Raw genomic sequence first — 21770 nt, forward strand, 5'->3', positions numbered from 1 at the left:
AAGCATATAAGCAAGTTACAAACTTGCGGCAGGGTGGCTCCAAATTGAAAACTTGAAGCAGAAAATTAATCTGCGGCAGGAGAATACAATTATATCGCTTTGACGAAACACTCTTTTCTTCCTAAGAGCATGTTTAAATTTTCCTTTTGCGCTGCAAACGGGTATAAAAGGAACCTGACTTTGCCATTTTCTCGCACCATAGCGAGGCGTATGCTGCTCCAAAATCGATTCGTCAGAACGTTGTGCTCCCCATTTTCGCCTGCAAAATCAAAATGTAAACAAGCTCTAACTAGCTTACTCCAAAGACCTCGTAGCGTCCGGAGGACCTGCGAGCGTCTGTGCCAATAGCCGTACACCCAAGCTTCTGTTTTTTGGCCTATTTTCAGAAAAACAGGTCAAAAACAGAAGCTTTCCCTCTTTAGTCTTGATACTTATTACTTGATACCAAAAAACTAAAACGTGAGCAGCACGTCCCGCACCTCCTCCATGAGCCACATGGGCGTGGAGGTGGCCCCGCAGATCCCAATTGTTTCCCCTTCCCCAAACCACTCCGGCTGCAGCTCCTCTTTCTTGGAGACGAAGTAGGTGTTGGGGTTGGTGTCTTTGCAGACCTGGTAGAGCACCCGCCCGTTAGAAGATTTGGTACCGGAGACAAAAACCACTTTGTCAAACTTCAGCGCGAAGTGGCGCAGCTCCTTGTCCCGGTTGGAGACTTGGCGGCAGATGGTGTCATTGGCGGCAACGGCGTGGCCCCGGGCTTCCAGCTCGCCTTTGATGCGGTAGAAGCTGTCAGTGCTTTTGGTGGTCTGGCTGTAAAGCGTGATGTTCTGGGGCAGCTCATGGCGCAGGAGCTCGTCCAGGTTCTCAAACACAATGGCCTCGTTGTTGGTTTGGCCCAGCAGGCCAATGACTTCGGCGTGGCCGTGTTTTCCGTAGATGAAAATCTGCTCTTGCTTGTCAAATGAGGTCTTGATGCGGTTCTGCAGTTTCAAGACCACGGGGCAGGAGGCGTCAATCAGGGTCAGGTTGTTCTGCAAGGCCATCTGGTAGGTAGACGGCGGCTCCCCGTGCGCCCTGATGAGCACCGGCTCATTCTGCAACGTCTGCAGCATGGCGTGGTCAATAATACGAAGGCCCTTGTCTTTCAGGCGCTCCACCTCCACGTCATTGTGCACAATATCGCCCAGGCAATAGAGATAGCCTTTCTCCTCCAGCAAGTCCTCGGCCATCTGAATGGCGTAGATGACCCCAAAGCAGAAGCCTGAATTTGAATCTATATGTACCTGTAACTGACGCATACTTTCTTAACAAGTTCAGGTAGGGGTTTGTTTGTGCATACGGGTTCTTTTTGCCGAGAACTATTTCCTACCAGCAGGCAATGACAAGCAGTAAGAGACCCTAAAGAGCAGTTTCTACCGGAGGAGCGTTGTTTCCCGAATCTCCGCTTTGCCCGCTCCTGTTCCATTGGTTTAGAAGAAAGCCTTTTTAGTAATCCCCCCTGCTCAGAGGTGGGCGGCAGACTAAACAGATGGAGGGCTACGTAGCTATGGGTCATAACCTTAGGTTTTCCACGCGCTGTTTTTCTTCGCCGGTGACTAGTTCCTTGCGGAGCAGGAAGTCTTTCATGATGCGCACAGACTCTACCGGCATGCCGGACCGGGGGTGCCGCAATATGGCCGCCATGAAGATCTTTTTGTCATCTACCAGGTTGGGGCTCATGTTCAGGTACCGCGGTATGTAGTTTTCAATAGAGTATCTCAGGAACCGGAGCTCCGGATCATGCTGGTCCAGCGCCACCGCCTGGTCAAAGATTGCGGCGCTCTGCTTCAGGTATTTGATTTTAGAGTAAGGGCTCCAGACATGTTTGGCCATGATGGCGTGAGAAACCGCCTTGTACCCCAGCTTGAGGGGGTCTTTGCCCGGATATTTGCCCATCAGGTCCAGAAAACGCTTGGCCACGTCTTCATCTTTGGCCGCCTTCTGGTAGTAGTTCAAAAGCTCATCATGCGAATACGCGTCTTTCCCCTGGGCAAAGGCGGCAGGAGAGAAAACAAGGCAGAGTATGAGCAACAGGGGGAATAAGCGCATCAGATTGTATTTAATTGGTACCGTATATACGAGCCAAGCAGTAGTGCAAGTTTCGTATTGTCTGGTACCCGTACGCGCTGCTCTAAAATGTGGGTGGCCGGCAACCGCTTTATTTTCTTGAAAAGTTTGAGATAATAGATGTAGGCCAGGTACACCCCCAACCTGGCCCCCCGGGGCAGGCCCAGAATTCCCTGGTAGGCATTGTCAAAATCGCGCTGTATGTCGGCCTCTATCTCTTGCTTGTCCTGGTTGCAGAATTTAAGAAAATCTACTTCCGGGAAGTACACCCGGCCCCGGTCATGGTAATCACTCTTGATGTCCCGCAGAAAATTCACTTTCTGAAACGCCGAGCCCAGCGCCCGGGCCCCTTCGTGCAACTGGTCAAATTTGGCGCTGTCGCCTTCGCAGAACACGCGCAGGCACATCAGGCCCACCACTTCGGCGGAGCCGTAGATATATTGTTTGTAGAGCTCACAGTCATAAACGTGGTCTACCAGGTCCATCTGCATGCTGTGCAGGAACGCTTCAATGAATTCACGGTCAATGCCGTACTGGTGCACCACCATCTGGAACGCGTGCAGCACCGGGTTCAGGCTAATGCGCTCCTCCAGCGCCTGGTACGTCTCCTGCCTGAACCGCTCCAGCAGTTCCTGTTTGTTATGGTGGTGGAACGTGTCTACAATTTCATCTGCGAAACGAACGAACCCATAGATAGCGTAAATGGGGTCCCGGAAGCGCGGATGCAGGGTTTTGATGCCTAGCGTAAAAGACGTGCTGTAACGCTGGGTGATCAGCTTACTGCACTCCAACGTGGTGGCATCAAAAAGATTCATGGGTGACAGCATCTGCATTAATGGCTTAAGGTAACGTTCTGCGGGGCAAATTCTTTCACCACTTCGGCAGCCACCACCTGCCCAGAGATGAGCGAGGGCGGCACGCCGGGGCCGGGAACGGTTAACTGCCCTGCGTAAAACAGGTTCTTCACTTTCTTGCTCTTGAGGCTGGGCTTGAGAACCGCCGTCTGCCGCAAGGTATTGGCCAGCCCGTAGGCGTTGCCTTTAAACGCGTGGTAATCTTTTATAAAATCACGGTGGGCGTAGCTGCGTTTGTATATAACATGGCTGCGCACCTCCTGCCCCGTGATTTTCTCCAGCCGCTCCATCACCATCTGATAGTAATGCTCCCGCGTCTCCTCCCGGTCCTCCAGATCAGGGGCCACGGGAATGAGAATGAACAGATTCTCCATACCTGCCGGTGCTACGGTGGGGTCTGTCTTAGACGGGACTGACACATAGAACAACGGCTTTTGGGGCCAGGCCGGGGTAGTGTAAATTTCCGCTGCGTGGGGGCCAAAGTCCTCATCAAAGAACAGGTTGTGGTGTTGCAGCCCCGTCAGTTTTTTGTCTACGCCCAGGTAAAAGATCAGGGAAGAAGGCGCCATCACGCGGCTGTCCCAATAACTGTCACTATAGGTACGAAATGACTGGGGCAGCAGTTTGGTTTCCAGGTGGTGGTAATCGGCGGAGCCGATGACCACGTCAGCCTCATATTTTCCCTGGGCCGTTACTACGTGGGTGATGCGGCCGCCTTCCAGCTCCAGCCGCTGCACTTCCTCCCCTAATCTTATCTCAACGCCCTGCTCCTTTGCCAGCGCCACCATGCCTTCTACAATTTTATGCATACCACCTTTGGGGTACCAGGTTCCCAGAGCCATGTCTGCGTAGTTCATGAGACTGTACAAGGCCGGGGTATTCTCTGGGAGCGCGCCCAAAAACAGAATGGGGAACTCCATCAGCTGAATGAGCTTGGGGTGCCGGAAATACTTGCGCACATGCTTGGCCATGCTCTGGAACACATCCAGCCGCAGCACGTCTACCAACAGCTTGGGGTCAATGAATTCTGTGAGGGAACGGCTGGGTTTGTAGACCAGGCTGTTAATGCCCACCTCATATTTATAGGCAGCCTGCTTCAGGAACTTCTGCAGTTGCGTTCCTGCCCCCGGCTCCAGGCTTTCAAACAGTGACTCCAGCGCGGGCATGCTGGCCGGCAGCTCCAGCACCTCCTGGTCTCCATACAACACCTGATAAGACGGGTCCAGCCGCACCAGCTCATAATAATCGCTCACGTTTTTCCCGAATTTGGCAAAAAACTGCTCAAAAACGTCTGGCATCCAGTACCAGCTGGGGCCCATGTCAAACACAAAGCCGTTGGTGTTGAAAACGCGGGCCCGTCCGCCCGCTACTTCATTCTTCTCCAGACACACCACCTCATACCCTTCGCTGGCCAAACCAGCGGCCGCCGCCAAGCCAGCAAAGCCGGCTCCAATTACAATGACTTTCTTTGCGGATGTGTGCTGCATGGGCTCTCGTTTCTCCAAAATAGCGATTTGTACGTAAATTAGCTGCTATATAGTTAAGTTCCTATGTAAATATACACCCATGCCCGCTGTTGCAAAAGGCTGCACGGCGGGCAACTGGGTGAAAATATTAGTCGCCGTAGGCGTAAACACTCAGCTGCTCTTTCAACTCTTTCCGGGCCAGGTGAATCCGGTTTTTGACGGTTCCAATAGGCAGCTTGAGCTGGTCTGCAATCTCTAAGTATTTATAGCCCACATAGTACATCATGAACGGAGTCCGGAACTCCTCCGGCAGTTGTTCAATGGCCGCATAGATATCCTTCATGACAAACTCCCCGTTGGCCCCATTCACCGCTACCATTTTGGTGTCAGTAGACAGAAACTGGAAATACTCATCTGTGTCAATGGAGCTGGTGCGCTTGGTCACCTTGTTGTAGTGGTTGATAAAGGTATTGCGCATGATGGTATAAAGCCATGCCTTCAGGTTGGTGCCCGCCCTGAACTTTTCCCGGTTCACAAAGGCCTTCAGGAGGGTCTCCTGCACCAGATCCTTTGCGTCATCAGTATCACGGGTAAGATTGAAAGCAGCGGGGCGCAGGGTTGGCGCCATCTTCTCTACTACGGAGGTAAATTCTAGTGCAGTCATTTGTTTAACCTTTAAAGTAAAACGTTAAACAATTATACGAGCCTTTATCCAATATGACATATTTTGTTTAATATTTTTTTGATTTTATTAAACAATTAATATGATTTACTGGAATTATACTGTATTTACCAGGTTTTGGTTTAGCCAAAGAGGAAAAACATTAAACAAAGAGGCGTATAAGGTGGCACCAGGGTACTGACTACTTAGGCAGGCGGAGGCACTTTGTACAGTACTTCCTGTTTGGCTGCTTTTAGCCTGAATTCTGAAAAACAGGTCAAAAACAGGCAGCTCCACAGGACAGGAACTGTTACGTTGCTCCCTTCTGGATGCTCTCTGCAAGAAGACCCGAACTCCCTCTCTTAAAGCACCAGAAGGTATGTTTGCCGCAGGACTGGTAAAAGAAACTTATACAGGACTGCAGTGCGCCCCCAGGAATCAAAAGACCTGAAGTGTACAGGAAAGGCGTAGATTGTATGCCAGGCAGGAGGCGGCGTTGACGGGCTTTCTTAAAGAACAGGACTGTTAAACCATAATCAGGAACCTGGTTTTACTTAGGTTCCTTCCTTTTCATAGAACCCATAAGGTAGAATCTCCCAGCAAAAAAGCTTAGCCCATCACCCGTATTGGTTACTAAAAGCACATCATCTGCTGAATCTTTTAAATAACAAACGCTGGCAAATACCCAAAAAGCAAGGATTTCCAAAATACATAGGACAAATTTCTCTGTTACAAAACAACCAAATGTTTCCTTCTTTTCAAGTGACAGCCCCTCTACATTTGTCCCATACCTATTGAACAAAGGACGAGAGAAACTGGCCCCCTATCAGTTCCCCCCATGATACTGGTTTCTCTCGTCAATAGGTTCTTCCAGCAAGACAGGTTCACCTGTTATGTAACCATAAGGTTCGTTTAAAGTTCTAACAATGCCTTTGCTTTTAAGACTCTATTATTTACACAAAACCAGGCATAAGGGGGTGTCAAGGAAAGGTGTGCTCAAATCATTCATGGCGTTTCTGCTGAGTTCTGAGGCAGAAGACTTCTCAGCTTGGGAAGTCACCGCATTTTATTCATTAATCCTTCTGACCATAAGCCTGCTCCTTTTTGTGATCATCTTGTAGTAGCACAGTATCTTGTAGTAGTAAAGTATTCCCCTTTTTAACATATCCCCCATTGTAGAGAATGCCCTGCTTGCCCCCACGAGCAGGGTATTTCTTTTTCCTATCCCTATATTCAGGCCTTTGCCGTAGACTTTACAAGGCAAATTACCGCCTAATGTTCGCCCTTACTTACGTATTTAGTGCCTACACCTTCCCTCTGATAAGATGAAGCACTCTTTTTATACCGTCAACCACGTTCAGCTTAATGTATGGGAAGCAGGCAACCCCGCAGATCCTGCTATTTTGTTTCTGCACGGGTTCCCGGAGTTTGGCAAGGGCTGGCACAGACAGCTACAGTACTTCTCCACCCGGGGCTGGCATGCAGTAGCCCCAGATCAACGGGGTTATCACCTGAGCAGCAAACCTACCGAGGCAGGGGCCTACACCACAGATCTTTTAACCAAAGACATAGCAGACCTCATACCTCAGATCAGCCGGGGCACTGTGGTCTTGGTAGGGCATGACTGGGGAGGTGCAGTTGCCTGGAACCTGGCCTTGACACATCCCCATCTCCTGGAGAAGCTGGTGGTTCTGAACATGCCCCATCCCCAGACCATGCACCACCACCTGACGCACAACCCCCAGCAGATGCTTAGAAGCTGGTACACCGGTTTCTTTCAGCTAACCTGGTTGCCAGAGCAGGTGAACCGTGCCTTTGACTTTAAATTCCTGGAGAGCGCTTTAACCGGCACGGCGTTACCAGGCACTTTTCCGCCGGAGGTGCTACAGGAGTATAAGCAAGCTTGGGCGCAGCCCGGGGCAATAGAGGCCATGCTCAACTGGTACCGGGCGTATAAACACAACCCCATGCAGGCCAACCATACCATTACAACTCCCACCCTGTTACTGTGGGGTAAAAAAGACAAGTTCTTAGGAACCGAGATGGCGCAACCCAGCATGGCACATTGCCAAAACGGCCAGCTGGTTTTCCTGGAAAACGCTACCCATTGGCTCCATCATGAACAACCTGAACAGGTGAGCCAATTGATCACTGCCTTCATACGCCACTAAAGCCACTCGTGCTTAGGGAGCCTTCCTGATCATGTTCAGTGAACCCGGTTCTGTTTCTGGGCTGTTTTTACTAAAACAGCCCAGAAACAGAAATTCTTTGGAGCAGCTGGTGGCAACAAAAAAACCACGCCTAACGAGACGTGGTTTTTAATCCAGTTATTACAAATACCGGCAATCAGTTTCGGCCTCTGGCAGGAGATTCTCGTCTTGGGGAGTCTGACCTGGAGGAAGAAGACCGCTGCGCCGGGGCTGTGTTTCCGTGGCTTTGGCGTTCTGCAGGCTGGTATCTCCCCTGAGGAGACGCGGTGCTTCTCTGCGGGGAATAGTCTGCCGGGGGTGCAACGGCCGGCTCAATAGCTGAAGAACGTTGCCTTGGGGCTGGCGCGGGAGTTCTTTCATACCTTCTGCTCTCCACTTCGCTTCTGCTGGAAGGGGAAGCCTCCCCTTGAGCCCTGGCGGGCGAGGGTTCAATTCGCCCCTGGTATGTGGCTCTGCCAGTTCCAACAGAGCGGCTGGGTTGCGGGCGTTGCTCCTGCAGTTGCTCTCCCACCGGCTCCCTCCTGTCTATTCTTGCATCATCAGCCATAGAACCAGAAGATGAGGTAGACTCAACAGCAGTCCTACCCCTAGCCCTGTCACTGCTCCTGTCTATTCTCGCGCTGGAGGGTTGAGTCTCCGTCACCCGGGAATGACTGGCCGCCCGGTTTTCCCGGACCGCAACCCGGGTGGGCGCCTCCCTTCTTCTGGAATCAACCTCTGGCCGGTACAGGCGCAGTGAATTGTCTGCCACCTGGGTTCGGCCGGGGCGGGAGTCAGAATCAAGGCGGTGCACCTGCACTTTCTGGCGGGTGTAGCGCTCTATGTCTTTGGAGCGCGGGCCATATACATACCTATGGTTGTCCCGCTCATAGTAATTATTGACAATGGTGGTATGGTGGTAAATGTTCACAACCTGCGTTCTGGGCAAGCAATAACTGTATATGCGCGGACTGCTGATATAGCGCACTGGTACAAAGACCCACCGGGCAGGCGCCACCACGTATGTAACGCGGGGCCCCATGGGTGCCCAGCCGTAATACCCGTCTGTGTGCCGCCAGTCTACCCACGCAGGCCCCCATTCCTGGCCGGGCAACCAGAGCCAACCGTAGTAGTCATCATACATCCAGCGGCCGTAGTGAAAAGGAGCCCAGCCCCAGTCATAGTCAGAGACCCAGGTGTTGCCGTATTCGGTCATGACCCAGTGGCCACGGGAGGCATACGGCTGGAAATCCCGTTCCACCCTGGGGGCCCACACATACCCGTACTCGGGGTCATTGATCCACTGGCCATAGGGGCTGAGTTCGTCATAGAAAACCTGGAACGAAACCCTGCCGCCGGGTCCGGCCAACACTTCTCTGCTGCCCGGCAGACCGAACGCCAAAAGCGCCATCACTCCCAGCGCCCACAATCTTTTCATAAACGTTTTCATTGGTAAAAGCTATGCGTTGGCGAAGAGGCTTGGGGGATGTGGCTTTCTACCGTCAACAAGTTGAAAAAAGGATGCTTCTCTCCTCTGTCTAAACCAAACATCCTGCCAAAATTTTTCTTTTTATATAGAGAATCACATATTTTTTAAACCAAGGGTAAATAATTGACATAAATGGACTTGAAGGATTAACTAAGACCCACTTAGAACTTCCTCCAGAACTAAACCTCCGTTTAAAAATGAGCGCTTTATACCCGAAGATGCCAAGGATATTGAGCACGTCTTTTCAGTGTTACGGCTGGCCGTGTTTCTGTTTTGGAGCTGTTTTTGGAAAAACAGCTCCAAAACAGAAACACCTATCAGACGCCGCCGCACAGGCTATGCCCCCGGCTGATCCCTTTTTGATAAAAAACTTAGATGAAGAAAAGGGAAGGGTGACGCCAACTTGAAAGCCGAGCAGCAGTACCGCCCGGCGCTTGTAACGGGGTATTGGCTGGCTTCTTTAGTAGCACTGGCTGCACAGTTCTGCTTTCCGCATACGCGCCGCTCCAGGGGATCGCTGCGTTTCAGGCCTGTTTTTGGGAAAACGGCTCCAATACAGCCAGGCGTTTAACAAACTGAGGGCGTGATCACTTCAGAAAAAAAAAGCGCAGGCGGTGGCAGCCAACTGAATTATTTTAAAATTCTTCCTGTTCCCTGCAAGAATAGCCCCTTTGGCACGTTATCTGCATAGAATTCCTCTGGCTTTGGCAACTACATTGTGTAGTTACATATTTTGGCACGGACTAGGATCTTAACTTTTTTCCTTCCATCTTGACCAATAGACAACTTTCCTTTGGGGGTGCGGGTAGACATACAGTGCAGCTGAAAGCGCTGGAGGGACTTACAAAGGCAGATGGCCCAGGGAATCTCCTTTTGCCAGAGCCCCTATTTAAGACATACAAACAAAACAGACCCATGTTAACGAGCTTACAGTTTTCTCTTTCAGAATTATTAAGGGAATTGGTTTCAAAATTAAAAGGACAGACTTTACAGCCCGTACCAGTTCCTGTGCGCAACAACCGGTAAGGCAGTAGTCCACTCATAGAATAGAACTTCACGTGCAAGGCCCACTTCTCCAGCAGAAGCGGGCCTTTCTGTTTTCGGGCTGTTTTTAAAAAACAGCCCGAAAACAGAAAGGCCCCACAAGATTCTGGGCCACAAGACGGCCCTGGCGGCCAGCCCATTTCCTTACCCAGAACTGCTGTAAAAAAAATATTAAAATTTAGTTCTCAAAATTATGAACCAAAGAAACTAACCCATACCTTTGTGCTGTTCTTACTCTGAACAACAAAAGAAAGACGTGACGAACTTCACCCAAGAACAGAAACAGCTGATAGAGAAAATCGGGATATACCATGAGCAGCAGGGCTTTCCGCCGGTGGTGGGCCGCATCATGGGCTTGCTGTACGTCTCTGACCGCCCTCACCTGAGCTTTGAGGAAATCATTGACACGTTGAACATCAGCAAAAGTGCTACCAGCAATGCCTTGAACCTGCTGCTGCAGATGAGGCTTATAGAATACACCACTTTCTCCGGTGACCGCAAGCGGTACTTCAGTGCCCTGCTGGAAAAGTGGCATCAGGAGGTGGTTGACAAAATGGGTTCTATCCTGGCCTTCAGCAGCCTGCTCCGGAAGGCCAATGAACTCAGGGGTGACTCCAACCCCGGCATGAATGAGAAAGTGCTGGAGCGGATAGAATTTATGGAGTTCCTCTCCCGCGAGGTGCCCCTGCTACTGGAGAAGTGGCGGAAAGAGCGGAAAAAATATTTTTTTTGCCCATTGTAGTTCTCAAAAAACAGAACTAAAAAGAAAGATAAAAACAATTTAACTTAAATAAAACCGTGAATAAGAAGCATTTAGTACTGAGTCTCCTGCTTACTATAGTGGCGAGTTTCAGTTATGCGCAGACCCAACCGCAGGGCAACGTCATTACCTTACAACAGGCGTTGAACCTGGCAACCACCAATAATATCTCTATTCAGCAGGCGCAGTTAGATGAGCAGGGCGCTGAATACCGCATCAAGGAAACCAAAGGCTCTGGCTTGCCCCAGATTAACGCTACCGGCCAGTTGGCAGTGTACCCTTCTATCCCTACGCAGCTGTTGCCAGGTGAGATTATCGGTCAGCCGGGAACGTATGTACCGGTGAAATTCGGGCAGAAATACAATGCCACCGGTGGGTTTGAGCTGTCTCAGCTGATTTTCAGCAAGTCCTACTTTGTAGGCCTGGAAGCAGCGGCCACCACCCGTGACCTGTACCGCCTGCGCACCCAGATGAGCAAGGAAGACGTGCTGTACAACGTGAGCTCGGCGTATCTGCAGGCGCTGCAAACCAAGGAGCAGTTCAACACCATTGAGGCCAACTACAACCGCCTGGTGCAGCTGGAGAAAATCCTGACGCTGCAGTACAAGAATGATTTCGCCAAGAAGGTTGATGTGAACCGCATCACGGTAAACAAAACCAACCTGGAGAACCAGCGCGAAACCTTGGCCTCTGCCTATGAGCAGCAGAAAAACGCCTTGAAGTTCTTCATAGGTTTGCCCATAGACCAGCAGTTTGAGCTTTCAGACGAAGTCACGCTGGAAAACACCGTGTTGCCGCTCACCGCAGACGCCAATGAGGTATTGGCCCAACGCACCGATTACCAGGCCCTGCAAACCCAGAAGAAATTGTATGGTTTGAACGTTGAGAACATCAAAGGCCGCGCTTTCCCAACGTTAGCAGGTTTTGGGCAATACAACTACAACGCCCAGCGTCAGGAATTCAACTTCTTTGACACCAGCAAACCATGGTTTAACACCTTTGTGTTAGGCGTGCAGTTGAACATTCCCATCTTTGACGGGTTCCAACGCAGAAACCAGATACGGCAAGCCGAATTGGAGGTAAAGAAAACAGATTTGGATTTGCAGAACCTGACGCTGAACACGCAAATGAGCCTGGACAACGCCATCAAGCAGATTTCCACCAGCCAACTGGCCATTCAGAACCAGGAGCGCAACGTGCAACTGGCGCAAGAGGTGTATGACACCACCAACCGCCTATACAAAGAGGGTCTTAGCCCGCTCACCGATTTGCTGGAAGCGGAAGTAAGCGTGCGCGAAGCCCAGACCAACTTGAACAACGAACGCTTGAAATACAAAATCTCGCAGCTGAACTACTTGAGAGCCCGCGGCGAAATCAAAAACCTAATCCAATAACACTTACGCAGGAACACTAAAAAAATGAAAAAGCTGATTTATATCCTGGTTGCGGTTCTTCTCATAGGCGCCATTGCCTACACCTTGAACAAGAACAAAAAGGAAATGACTGAGAAGGCGGCCGTGGCCGAAATCAAAAGCGAGGCCATTCCGGTGACATTGACTGAGGTACAGAATGCCAAGCTGGACAAGTCGTTCACGGCCCAAGGGAACTTTAGGCCAGTACAAAGCCTGACCCTGATGGCAGAAGTTTCTGGTCAAATCCAGCGCGTGTACAAACGCAAAGGCGATAAAGTACGGGCCGGTGAAGTATTGCTTCAGGTAGAAGATAACACCTCCAGCGCCAATCTGGCCACGGCACAGGCCAACTACCAGAAAGCCCAGAAAGACCTGGAGCGCATGAAAAACCTGATTGCCGGTGACGCCGTGACCAAACGCCAGCTGGAAGAAGCCCAAATCAACGTGAACGCCACCCGCGCCCAGTTGGTAGCCGCCCGCCAGAACCAATCCAACGCCCGTGTCACCGCCCCTATCAACGGTGAGATTAACGAAATGTACATTGAAGTGGGGTCTTACCTGAACGCCAATGCCAGCACCAAGCTGTATGACATTGTGAACGTAGACCGTCTGAAACTGAACGTGAAAGCGTCTGAGGCCGAAGTACTCCTCATCAACCGTGGCCAGAAAGTGAAAGTGACGGCCAATGCCGGCGGTGCTCAGGAATACGAAGGCACTGTGACTGCCATCGGCGCAGCCGCTGACGCCAGCCTGAAATTTGACGTGGAGATTGAAGTGAAGAACACCGCCAACAACAACCTGCGCGCCGGTATGTATGGCACCGCGTTCTTCCCGGTAAATGCCCAGCGTGACGCGCTTTTGCTGCCGCGTGAAGCCATTGTGGGTAGCATTCAGGACCCAAGTGTATGGGTAGTGAACAACAACAAAGCCAGCCTGCGCAAAGTGAAGGTAGGTGTGGTGACCCAGGACCAGGTAGAGATACTAGAAGGTATTCAGCCGGGTGAGAAAATTGTGCAGAGTGGCCAAATCAACCTGCGTGAAGGCATTCAGGTGTCTGTGTTGAAGTAATATCATCTTTTCTTTTACAGAAGAAGTTTAGAAAATGAACATAACCAAATTATCCATACAGCGGTCAACCTTGGTGGTGGTGGTCTTTACGGTCCTTACCCTGCTAGGCGTTGTCTCCTACCAATCGCTCAACTACGAGTTGCTGCCTAAGTTCAGCCCTCCGGTGTTGACCATTACCACTCTGTACCCCGGGGCTTCGCCGAACGAGGTGGAGAACTCGGTGACCAAAGAGATTGAAGATGCGCTTTCTGCCCTGGAGAACGTGAAAGAGATGAAAGGAACCTCTTTGGAGAGTTTTTCCATTGTCACCATTCAGCTGAACCAAGGCACCAACGTAGACTTGAGCTTGCAGGACGCCCAGCGGAAAATCAACACCATTCTGGCCCGCTTGCCCGAAGATGCGGACCCGCCCACGCTGAACAAGTTTGACTTTGACGACTTGCCTATCATCAAAATGGGGGCCACGGCCAACATGCCTCCCACGGAGTTCTTCGACCTGATTGACAACAAGATTAAACCAGAACTTTCCCGTGTGCCGGGTATGGCCCAGATTAAAATCCTGGGTGGTGCTGAGCGTGAAATCAAAGTAAACATTCAGGCCGAGAAACTGGAAGCCTACGGCATCTCTATCTTGCAGGTGCAGCAGCGCATCAAGAACTCTAACCTGGACTTCCCTACCGGTAGAATCAAGAACGAGAACGGCCAAACCCAGCTTCGTCTGGCGGGTAAATACCAGGACCTGGACCAACTGCGTAACCTGGTGATTAAATCTGACCAGAACGGAACTGTGCGGTTATCAGATTTAGCCGAAGTACAGGATACCCAGAAAGACGTGGACGTGTTGAGCCGTATCAACTCCAAAGCCTCGGTGGGGATTACCATTCAGAAACAGTCTGATGCGAACGCGGTGGAAGTGAGTGCGCAGACCAAGGCGGCTTTGGCCAATCTGGAGAAAATCTATGCCAAAGAAGGCCTAAAATTCAACATTGCCTCAGACAGCTCTGACTTTACCCTGGAGGCCGCTGACTCGGTGATACATGACCTGGTGATTGCCGTTATTCTGGTGGCCGTGGTGATGTTGCTGTTCCTGCACTCGCTGCGGAACGCGGTGATTGTGATGGTGTCTATCCCGGCCTCTTTGGTGGCTACGTTCATTGCCATGTTCCTGCTGGGGTATTCGTTGAACCTGATGTCTTTGCTGGCGCTCTCGCTGGTGGTAGGTATTCTGGTAGATGACGCCATTGTGGTGATTGAGAACATTTATCGCCACATGGAAATGGGCAAAACCCCGGCTCAGGCGGCGTATGACGGTATCAAAGAAATCATGGCGACGGTTACCTCCATTACCCTGGTAATTGTGGTGGTATTCGTGCCAATTGCCTTGTCTACCGGTTTGGTGTCTGACATTCTGCGGCAATTTGCGGTGGTGGTGGCCATTGCCACTATGATTTCGCTCTTCGTGGCGTTCACGTTGATTCCGTTGCTGGCCAGCCGCTTCTCCAAACTGGAGCACGTATCTGACAAAAACCTATTCGGGCGGTTCATTCTGTGGTTTGAGCGCTTGCTGGACAAAATCATTGACGGTTTCACCGGCGCGTTGAAGTGGGCGTTTAACCATAAGTTCATTACGCTGGCGGCTACATTCCTGCTTTTGATTGCCTCGTTCATGCTGGTGCCGTTTGGGTTTATCGGGAACGAGTTTATCCCGGCCGGTGACCGCGGCGAGGTGAGTTTGCAGCTGGAGTTACCTAAGAACTCTACTGTAGAGCAAACCAACTTCGCCACCAAACAGGTGGAAGAATACTTGAGCGGCATTCCGGAAGTAACGCGGGTGTTTACCACGGTAGGTACCACGGCTTCTTCGCAGCAAGGCCAAACATCGGCCTACCAGGCCGAATTATCTGTGGCCTTGGTAGATGTGAAAGAACGTTCTTTCAGTACCCAGGAATTCAGCCGCCGGGCCAAAGCCGATATTGAAAGCAAACTACCCAACGTAGAAGTGACACCGGTACCGGTAGGTTTGGTGGGGAACGCCCAGGCGCCAATCCAGATTGTCCTTTCAGGCTCTAACATTGACACCCTCATTGCCTTCTCCAAGCGCGTGACGCAGGTAGTGGAAGGGGTACAAGGAACCGTGGACGTGGAAGTGTCTGTGGAAGGCGGTAACCCCGAGATTGAAGTGGTAGTGGACCGTGACAAGATGGCCAGCGTAGGCATGACCCTGGAAAGCGTGGGTGCCGGTATGCAAATGGCTTTCTCCGGAAACACAGATGCTACTTTCCGCTCAGGTACCGAGGACTATGACATCAACATCAGGTTAGATGAGTTTGACCGCCGCAACGTGACCGACATCGCCAACCTTTCCTTCATCAATAACCAAGGAAAAGTGGTACGTCTGGGTCAGTTCGCTGACATCAAACAATCTACGGGTCCTTCACAGCTGGAGCGTACCAACCGGGTGACCTCATTGAACGTGAACTCGCAGGTTATCGGTCGTCCGTCTGGTTCGGTGGGTGCTGATATTCAAGCCAAGATGGCCGAAATCAAAGTACCGAACGGGGTGACTATTGACTACGCCGGTGACTTAAAAAACCAGAGTGAAGGTTTCGGTACGCTGGGAATTGCCTTGCTGGCCTCCATCATCTTCGTGTACCTGATCATGGTGGCGTTATATGACTCATATGTATACCCGCTGGTGGTGTTGTTCTCCATTCCGCTTGCGATTATTGGGGCCTTGTTGGCCTTGGCCTTAGCCGCGCAGAGTTTGAGTATCTTCTCTATTTTGGGTATTATTATGATGATTGGTCTGGTAGCGAAGAACGCCATTATGGTGGTGGACTTCACGAACCAGATGAAAAAGGAAGGCCATGACGTGAAGAGCGCCCTGATTGAAGCCGTAAGAATCCGTTTCCGCCCAATCCTGATGACTACCCTGGCAATGGTGATTGGTATGTTACCTATTGCCTTAGCCGGTGGCTCGGTGGCCGCCACGAAGAACGGTTTGGCCTGGGCCTTGATTGGTGGTTTGAGTTCTTCCATGTTCCTGACCCTAATTGTGGTGCCTATCATCTACTACGGCTTTGACCGCATTCTGGCCAAGTTTGGTTGGGATAAGCAAACCGAGATTGTGTTAATTGATAAAACCGCCGAAGAGCTGGAGCGTGAAACTGCAGAACTGGAGTCGAAGAAAGAACAGCATGGCCACGCGGCCATGGCCTAAAATACAAACAAGCAACCTTAAAGTGAATGATGTAGAAAGGCGGGCGCTATTGCTGCCCGTTTTTCTGCACTTACCTTTTTGAAACTGCCCCTTGCATTGTGACAGAGAACCCAAGTCCCTACTTTTGCCATCCTTTTAGGAGATGACCTCACGGTCAGCTGTGGGTTTGTCAGCGAATGAGCGGGTAGTTGGTACCCCAGAAGTGTTTGTCACCCATGAGGGCACTTTAGACTTGCCACAGCTTTTGCCTGCTTAAGACAGATTTAACTAAAAGATTCATTCATTGCGTGATAGTCATATAAAAACTCAATCACGGTGATTTATTTAAACACATACACCCTTTAGAAGAACTTATACCCTTTTCACATGATATCCGCCGTTGCAGTCCCTTCTGTTGCCCAGAAGGTGGTCAGAATAATCAGCAAAATAAAAGAGATCAAGCCATCTCGGCTTCGGGTTTCTTCACACCTTAAGAAAGAACTAGGGTTTGACACCCTTGATTTGGTTAGCGTAATTTGGGAACTGGAGAAAAGCTTCAAAATTGTAATACCTGATGAAGTACCTTTTACCACTGTGGGTGACTTTGTAGAGTATGTCTCTAAACAAGCAAACAGGAAAAATTGAGCTTCTAATTAGACCAGGGAAAGAGAATGGCAGAGGGGCAGTTTAAAGTTATTCAGCTCCCATTCTCTCTAAGCCGTTCTTGAACAAGCGTCTTCCTGAGTATTTCTGTTTTCGGGCTATTTTCTGAAAAACAGCCCCGAAAACAGAAATACTCAATAACCATAGGAACAAGCAGACGCAAACGCCGTGGTGAGTGGTCAATTTTAGACAGGTCACATTTTTTAAACATCTGCCCTAGGCTCATTACCAGCCCATTTTAAGCAAGGAACTTTGGGCTGTTTCCCGGGGTGCCCTTCAACCCGAAGCTACCCTTCCCCCTTCCCTTACTGCCGAGCGCCAAAATCTGTAAAGCTCTAGCCCTTTTATAAATTTATCTTTCAAATTTTGATCTCCGCTTTTTCCTTACCAGCAACCTGAGTTTTATTTTCTCAGATTACTATCTTTTTAGATACCATGAATTAGTTGAACATGTCAACTACTTTCTACTACTTTGCACAGGAAATAAGACAAGGAAATGAAGGAGGCATCGCATATAGGATTACTGATTGCCAGAACCGGACTGGTCTTGGGTAAGGCGGTGGAAAAAGAATTTGAGGCGGTAGGCTTGGACTTAACCTACCAGCACTTCATGTTCCTGAATCTATTATCAAAAGGGAATAAGCTCATTCAGCAAGACTTGGCAGATATTGTCAAGATAGATAAATCAGCCGTTTTAAGGGTAATAGCAGCCCTCGAAGAGAAAAAGTTAGTAGAGCGGTTTGGACACACCTGTGACAGAAGGAAAAAAACCTTACACCTCACCACACTGGGAAAAACATTGTTAAAAAAAGCCTTGTTAATAGAACATAAAGTAAACTCTACACTACAGGAGGGTCTCACCAAGGAAGAGGTGAATGTCTTTATAAAAGTGGCCCTTCACTTCAGGAATAAAATTTAATTTTCTATCCATTTAGTTGACCACATCAACCATCTAAAGACGCCTAGTTGATTAACTGATTTTCCGGAAAAAGTTTAGTTGACATAATCAACTAAATAAATCAGTACCCTCCCCCCCGTGTCTCTGAAGAGGCATGAATGTCTGCAAGAATGTCTGCACGCGCAGCAAGTAAGGTATTTAAAAATGTCAGGTTATATGACACAAAAATTAAGCGAGAGACTGGCCAACCGGGAAAAGGGCGCCCCAGAAAAAGCCGGGGAGAAAGCCAGTGAGTTAGGGGCCTACCCATATTTCAGATCCATAGAATCGGCTCAGGATACAGAGGTCATCATTGAAGGGAAAAAGGTGCTGATGTTTGGCTCCAATGCCTATCTGGGGCTGACCAACCACCCTAAAATCAAGGAGGCCGCCAAAAAAGCCATTGATGATTACGGCACAGGCTGCGCAGGCTCCCGCTTCCTGAACGGCACCCTGGACCTGCACCTGAAACTGGAAAGAAGACTGGCCGCCTTTGTAGGCAAAGACGCCGCGTTGGTTTTCAGCACCGGATTCCAGGTGAACCTGGGGGTAGTTTCCAGTTTGACGGGCCGCAATGACTACATCCTGCTGGATGAGTTCAACCACGCCTCTATCATAGACGGCAGCCGCCTCTCCTTCTCCAAGGTGTTGAAATATAGGCATAATGACATGGAAGACCTGGAGCGGAAAATCAGCAAGCTGCCCAGTGACGCCATCAAGCTGATTGTGGTAGACGGCATTTTCAGCATGGAAGGCGATATTGTGAAGTTACCTGAGATTGTGGCCATTGCCCAGCGGTACGGCGGCAGCATCATGGTAGATGACGCCCACAGCCTGGGGGTCATTGGCGAAAAGGGTGCCGGCACTGCTTCCCACTTTGGCCTCACTGATCAGGTAGACCTGATCATGGGTACGTTCAGTAAGTCCCTGGCTTCACTGGGGGGCTTTATTGCCGCCGACCACGAGACCATCCAGTTCCTGAAACACCACGCCCGCTCCCTTATTTTCAGTGCCAGCATGTCGCCGTCTTCGGTGGCGAGTACTTTGGCCGCCCTGGACATTATTGAGACGGAACCAGAGTGGATAGACCGCTTGTGGGCGAACACCCGCTACATGACCAAACTGCTGCAGGAAGAAGGATTTGAAGTAGGCCCTACCGAGTCGCCTATCATCCCTATCTATGTGAGAGACAACTTCAAGACGTTCCTGCTCACCCGCGCCCTGCAAGACAAAGGGATCTTTGTGAACCCGGTGGTTGCCCCGGCAGTACCGGCAGACTCCACGCTTATTCGTCTTTCTGTGATGGCTACCCATACCTTTCCGCAGATTGAAGAGGCAGTAAGTAAACTCTCTGAGGCATTTAGAGAACTTCAGATCAACCTTAAGCAAGAAGTGTATGTGGCAAGTAGTGCCCGTTAACTCCAAGCAACTGCTCAAAGCCTTTATAGACTTTCCGCATACGCTTTTCAAAGGGGATCCTAATTATGTCCCTGAGCTGTTCATTGCCCAACGCGATCTCTTGACCCCGGGCAAGCACCCCTTCCATGATCATTCCTCTGTTCAGCCCTATCTGGTGTATGAAGGCGACAACGTGGCAGGACGCATAGCTGCGGTTTTGAATAGAAACCATAACCAAACCAACGGCCAGAAAGATGGGTTCTTTGGTTTTTTTGACTGCATCAATAATCAGGAAGTAGCCAATCTGTTATTTACGCAAGCTGCCAATTGGTTAAAAGAACAGGGTGCTGAAACCATGATTGGCCCGGTGAACCCCTCTACCAATGAAACGTGTGGCCTGCTGGTAGAAGGCTTTGACAGTCCGCCGGTGGTCATGATGACCTACAACAAGCCTTATTACCTGGATTTGCTGGAGAAAGCCGGTCTTACTAAACAGGTAGATCTGATTGCGTACCAGTTCACCCAGCACTACAACGAACGTCCTTTCAAGATGACAAAGGTGCTGGAGGAAAGACTGGAGCGCAAAGGGATCAAGATCAGACCGGTCAACCTGAAGAACTTCAAAGAGGAAGTCTTCAGGATCAGAGAAGTGTACAACAAAGCCTGGGACCAGAACATGGGCTTTGTTCCCATGACTCCTAAGGAATTTGACTACATGGCCAAGGACCTGAAGATGATCCTGGATCCTGATTTCTGCATGGTAGCCGAGCATGCGGGCCATATTATTGGCTTCTCCTTGTCAGTGCCAGATATCAACCAGATCCTGATCAAGATCAAGAACGGCCGTCTTCTACCTACCGGTATCTTTAAGTTGCTTTTCCAAAAGAAGAAGATAAACGGCTTACGCATCATTGCCCTGGGTGTGCTGGAAGGCTACCGGAAACTGGGTATTGAGGCCTGCTTCTACGGCCATGCCATGGAGCAGTTCAAGAAGAAGAAAATGAAAGTGGCAGAAGCTTCCTGGATTCTGGAGAACAACACCCTCATGAACCAGGGTCTCCTGAACATGGATGCCAAACCCTATAAAAAATACCGCATTTACGAAAAGGCGATATGAACGGAAGAGTACTGATAACGGGAGCCAGTGGCTTTGTGGGCTATCATCTGGTGGAAGCAGCAGTAAACGCAGGTCTGGAAGTCTTTGCGGCGGTGCGTCCAACCAGTGAGGTAGACCATCTGAAGCTCTTCCCTATTCAGTACACGCAGCTTGACTTTACCAGTGTAAGTGCCTTGCAGAAGGAACTGGAGGAAAAGCAGTACACTTACCTTATTCATGCCGCCGGTACTACCAAAGCCAAAGATGCGCAGGAATACAATAGAGTAAACGCTGACTACACCAGGAATTTAGGGATAGCCGCCGCGCAGGCTTCCATCCCTCTGAAGAAGTTTGTCTTCATCAGCAGCCTGGCCGCTTTGGGGCCTATTTCTTATCAGGAAGACAGCCCCATTACAGAAGAAACCAGTGCCCGCCCCGTCACCAACTACGGCAGAAGCAAGCTACAGGCAGAGAAGCAGCTTGCTGAGATAGAGAACCTCCCGCTGCTGGTGTTGCGCCCAACCGCGGTTTACGGGCCAAGGGAGAAAGACATCTTCCTTCTGTTCTCCACCATCAGCAAAGGGCTGGACCCTTACATAGGCAAACTGAACCAGCGGTTGAGCTTTGTGTATGTGAAAGACCTGGCCAAAGCAGTATTGCAGGCCCTGGCGTCAGACAAGACTGGAACCTGCTATAATGTATCTGATGGCAGAAGCTATGACCGGTATGATCTGGCAGACCTGACCAAACAGGCTCTTCAGAAAAGGGCTCTTCGGTTTCATCTTCCTTTGGGCCTGGTTAAAGCCCTGGCGACCGTGTCTGAATTGGTGGCCGGAACCAAAACCCCGGCTTTGAACCGGGAGAAAATAAGCGAGCTCATTGCAGAGAACTGGAACTGCAGCATAGCACGCATTCAACAGGATTTACATTATACACCGGAGTATGACCTTGAAAAAGGACTTAGCCATACGCTGCAGTGGTATAAAGCAAATAAGTGGTTATAAACAATTGATTTACCTAATCTAAACACAATGGAATACCAATTAAAAGAAGCCAGCGGCAAGCTGGGGATCCTGCTGCCGGGCCTGGGCGCGGTGGCGACCACCCTGATCGCGGGTGTGGAATCAATCAAGAAAGGGTTTTCACAGCCGGTGGGCTCGCTCACGCAGATGGGCCGGATCCGGCTGGGCAAGCGCACCGATGACCGCCACCCGCTGATCAAGGATTTTGTGCCGCTGGCTGATTTGAACAACATCGTGTTCGGGGGCTGGGACGTGTACGAGGACAACGTGTTCGAGGCGGCCGTCAAGGCCAGGGTGCTGGAGCCCATGCTGCTGCACGCCATCAAACCCGAGCTGGAGGCGCTCAAGCCCATGAAGGCGGTCTTCGACAAGGCCTACGCCCGCAACCTGGACGGCGAGCACGTGA

Annotated in this window: 18 protein-coding genes; 12 read left to right on the forward strand and 6 right to left on the reverse strand. The window is 50.4% G+C overall.

The annotated features are described in order from the left end of the window. Positions 1 to 452: 452 nt before the first annotated feature. The 5 genes from A8O25_RS08535 to A8O25_RS08555 form a co-directional block, all read right to left on the reverse strand. Positions 453 to 1298 (reverse strand): 4-hydroxy-3-methylbut-2-enyl diphosphate reductase, encoded by an 846-nt coding sequence (locus A8O25_RS08535; protein WP_066833561.1) that lies wholly within the window; start codon positions 1296 to 1298, stop codon positions 453 to 455. 253 nt (positions 1299 to 1551) lie between these two features. Further along, the gene (locus A8O25_RS08540; RefSeq protein ID WP_066833563.1) at positions 1552 to 2088 is read right to left on the reverse strand and encodes a hypothetical protein; all 537 of its coding nucleotides are present in this window, start codon (positions 2086 to 2088) and stop codon (positions 1552 to 1554) included. Beyond that, positions 2088 to 2921 (reverse strand): phytoene/squalene synthase family protein, encoded by an 834-nt coding sequence (locus tag A8O25_RS08545; RefSeq protein ID WP_066833623.1) that lies wholly within the window; start codon positions 2919 to 2921, stop codon positions 2088 to 2090. Before A8O25_RS08545 ends, A8O25_RS08540 begins: the two co-directional genes overlap by 1 nt. A gap of 17 nt (positions 2922 to 2938) precedes the next feature. Next, positions 2939 to 4447, reverse strand: a complete 1509-nt coding sequence (locus A8O25_RS08550; RefSeq protein WP_066833565.1) for a phytoene desaturase family protein — start codon at positions 4445 to 4447, stop codon at positions 2939 to 2941. Positions 4448 to 4574: 127 nt separating this feature from the next. Next, positions 4575 to 5090 (reverse strand): RNA polymerase sigma factor, encoded by a 516-nt coding sequence (locus A8O25_RS08555; protein WP_066833568.1) that lies wholly within the window; start codon positions 5088 to 5090, stop codon positions 4575 to 4577. Positions 5091 to 6079: 989 nt separating this feature from the next. Between A8O25_RS08555 and A8O25_RS24090 the strand changes: the two genes are divergently transcribed. Beyond that, entirely contained in the window at positions 6080 to 6208 is a 129-nt protein-coding gene (locus tag A8O25_RS24090; RefSeq protein WP_277620010.1) for a hypothetical protein, read from the forward strand. A 204-nt stretch (positions 6209 to 6412) separates the two neighbouring features. After that, positions 6413 to 7258, forward strand: coding sequence for an alpha/beta fold hydrolase (locus A8O25_RS08560; RefSeq protein WP_066833569.1), 846 nt, complete (start codon positions 6413 to 6415; stop codon positions 7256 to 7258). A gap of 175 nt (positions 7259 to 7433) precedes the next feature. Here the strand turns inward: A8O25_RS08560 and A8O25_RS08565 are convergent, their stop codons facing one another. After that, a complete protein-coding gene (locus A8O25_RS08565) occupies positions 7434 to 8714 on the reverse strand; it encodes a DUF6600 domain-containing protein (RefSeq protein ID WP_066833571.1) in 1281 nt (426 codons plus the stop codon). 1351 nt (positions 8715 to 10065) lie between these two features. Between A8O25_RS08565 and A8O25_RS08570 the strand changes: the two genes are divergently transcribed. The 10 genes from A8O25_RS08570 to A8O25_RS08615 form a co-directional block, all read left to right on the forward strand. Further along, positions 10066 to 10551 carry a GbsR/MarR family transcriptional regulator gene (locus A8O25_RS08570; protein ID WP_066833626.1) on the forward strand — a complete coding sequence of 162 codons (486 nt, stop codon included), beginning with the start codon at positions 10066 to 10068 and terminating at the stop codon, positions 10549 to 10551. Positions 10552 to 10607: 56 nt separating this feature from the next. Beyond that, on the forward strand, positions 10608 to 11963 hold the full coding sequence (locus A8O25_RS08575; protein ID WP_153042659.1) for a TolC family protein: 1356 nt from the start codon (positions 10608 to 10610) through the stop codon (positions 11961 to 11963). A 24-nt stretch (positions 11964 to 11987) separates the two neighbouring features. Further along, the gene (locus tag A8O25_RS08580; protein ID WP_066833575.1) at positions 11988 to 13049 is read left to right on the forward strand and encodes an efflux RND transporter periplasmic adaptor subunit; all 1062 of its coding nucleotides are present in this window, start codon (positions 11988 to 11990) and stop codon (positions 13047 to 13049) included. Between the two features lie 34 nt (positions 13050 to 13083). Then, positions 13084 to 16269: an efflux RND transporter permease subunit gene (locus tag A8O25_RS08585; protein WP_066833577.1), complete on the forward strand. Its 3186-nt coding sequence runs from the start codon at positions 13084 to 13086 to the stop codon at positions 16267 to 16269. Between the two features lie 366 nt (positions 16270 to 16635). Next, positions 16636 to 16893: an acyl carrier protein gene (locus A8O25_RS08590; protein ID WP_066833579.1), complete on the forward strand. Its 258-nt coding sequence runs from the start codon at positions 16636 to 16638 to the stop codon at positions 16891 to 16893. 514 nt (positions 16894 to 17407) lie between these two features. Beyond that, the gene (locus tag A8O25_RS08595) at positions 17408 to 17830 is read left to right on the forward strand and encodes a MarR family winged helix-turn-helix transcriptional regulator (protein ID WP_066833581.1); all 423 of its coding nucleotides are present in this window, start codon (positions 17408 to 17410) and stop codon (positions 17828 to 17830) included. Between the two features lie 195 nt (positions 17831 to 18025). Then, positions 18026 to 19267 carry a serine palmitoyltransferase gene (gene spt, locus A8O25_RS08600; RefSeq protein ID WP_066833585.1) on the forward strand — a complete coding sequence of 414 codons (1242 nt, stop codon included), beginning with the start codon at positions 18026 to 18028 and terminating at the stop codon, positions 19265 to 19267. Beyond that, positions 19245 to 20363 carry a hypothetical protein gene (locus A8O25_RS08605; protein ID WP_066833592.1) on the forward strand — a complete coding sequence of 373 codons (1119 nt, stop codon included), beginning with the start codon at positions 19245 to 19247 and terminating at the stop codon, positions 20361 to 20363. The genes spt and A8O25_RS08605 overlap by 23 nt, the downstream gene beginning before the upstream one ends. Then, positions 20360 to 21346, forward strand: a complete 987-nt coding sequence (locus A8O25_RS08610; RefSeq protein ID WP_066833594.1) for an NAD-dependent epimerase/dehydratase family protein — start codon at positions 20360 to 20362, stop codon at positions 21344 to 21346. The genes A8O25_RS08605 and A8O25_RS08610 overlap by 4 nt, the downstream gene beginning before the upstream one ends. Before the next feature lie 27 nt (positions 21347 to 21373). Next, positions 21374 to 21770, forward strand: a 397-nt coding sequence (locus tag A8O25_RS08615; RefSeq protein ID WP_193788619.1) for an inositol-3-phosphate synthase, incomplete at its 3' end; no start/stop codon positions are given.

It is taken from the genome of Rufibacter ruber (genome assembly GCF_001647275.1).
GTDB classification, from domain to species: domain Bacteria; phylum Bacteroidota; class Bacteroidia; order Cytophagales; family Hymenobacteraceae; genus Nibribacter; species Nibribacter ruber_C.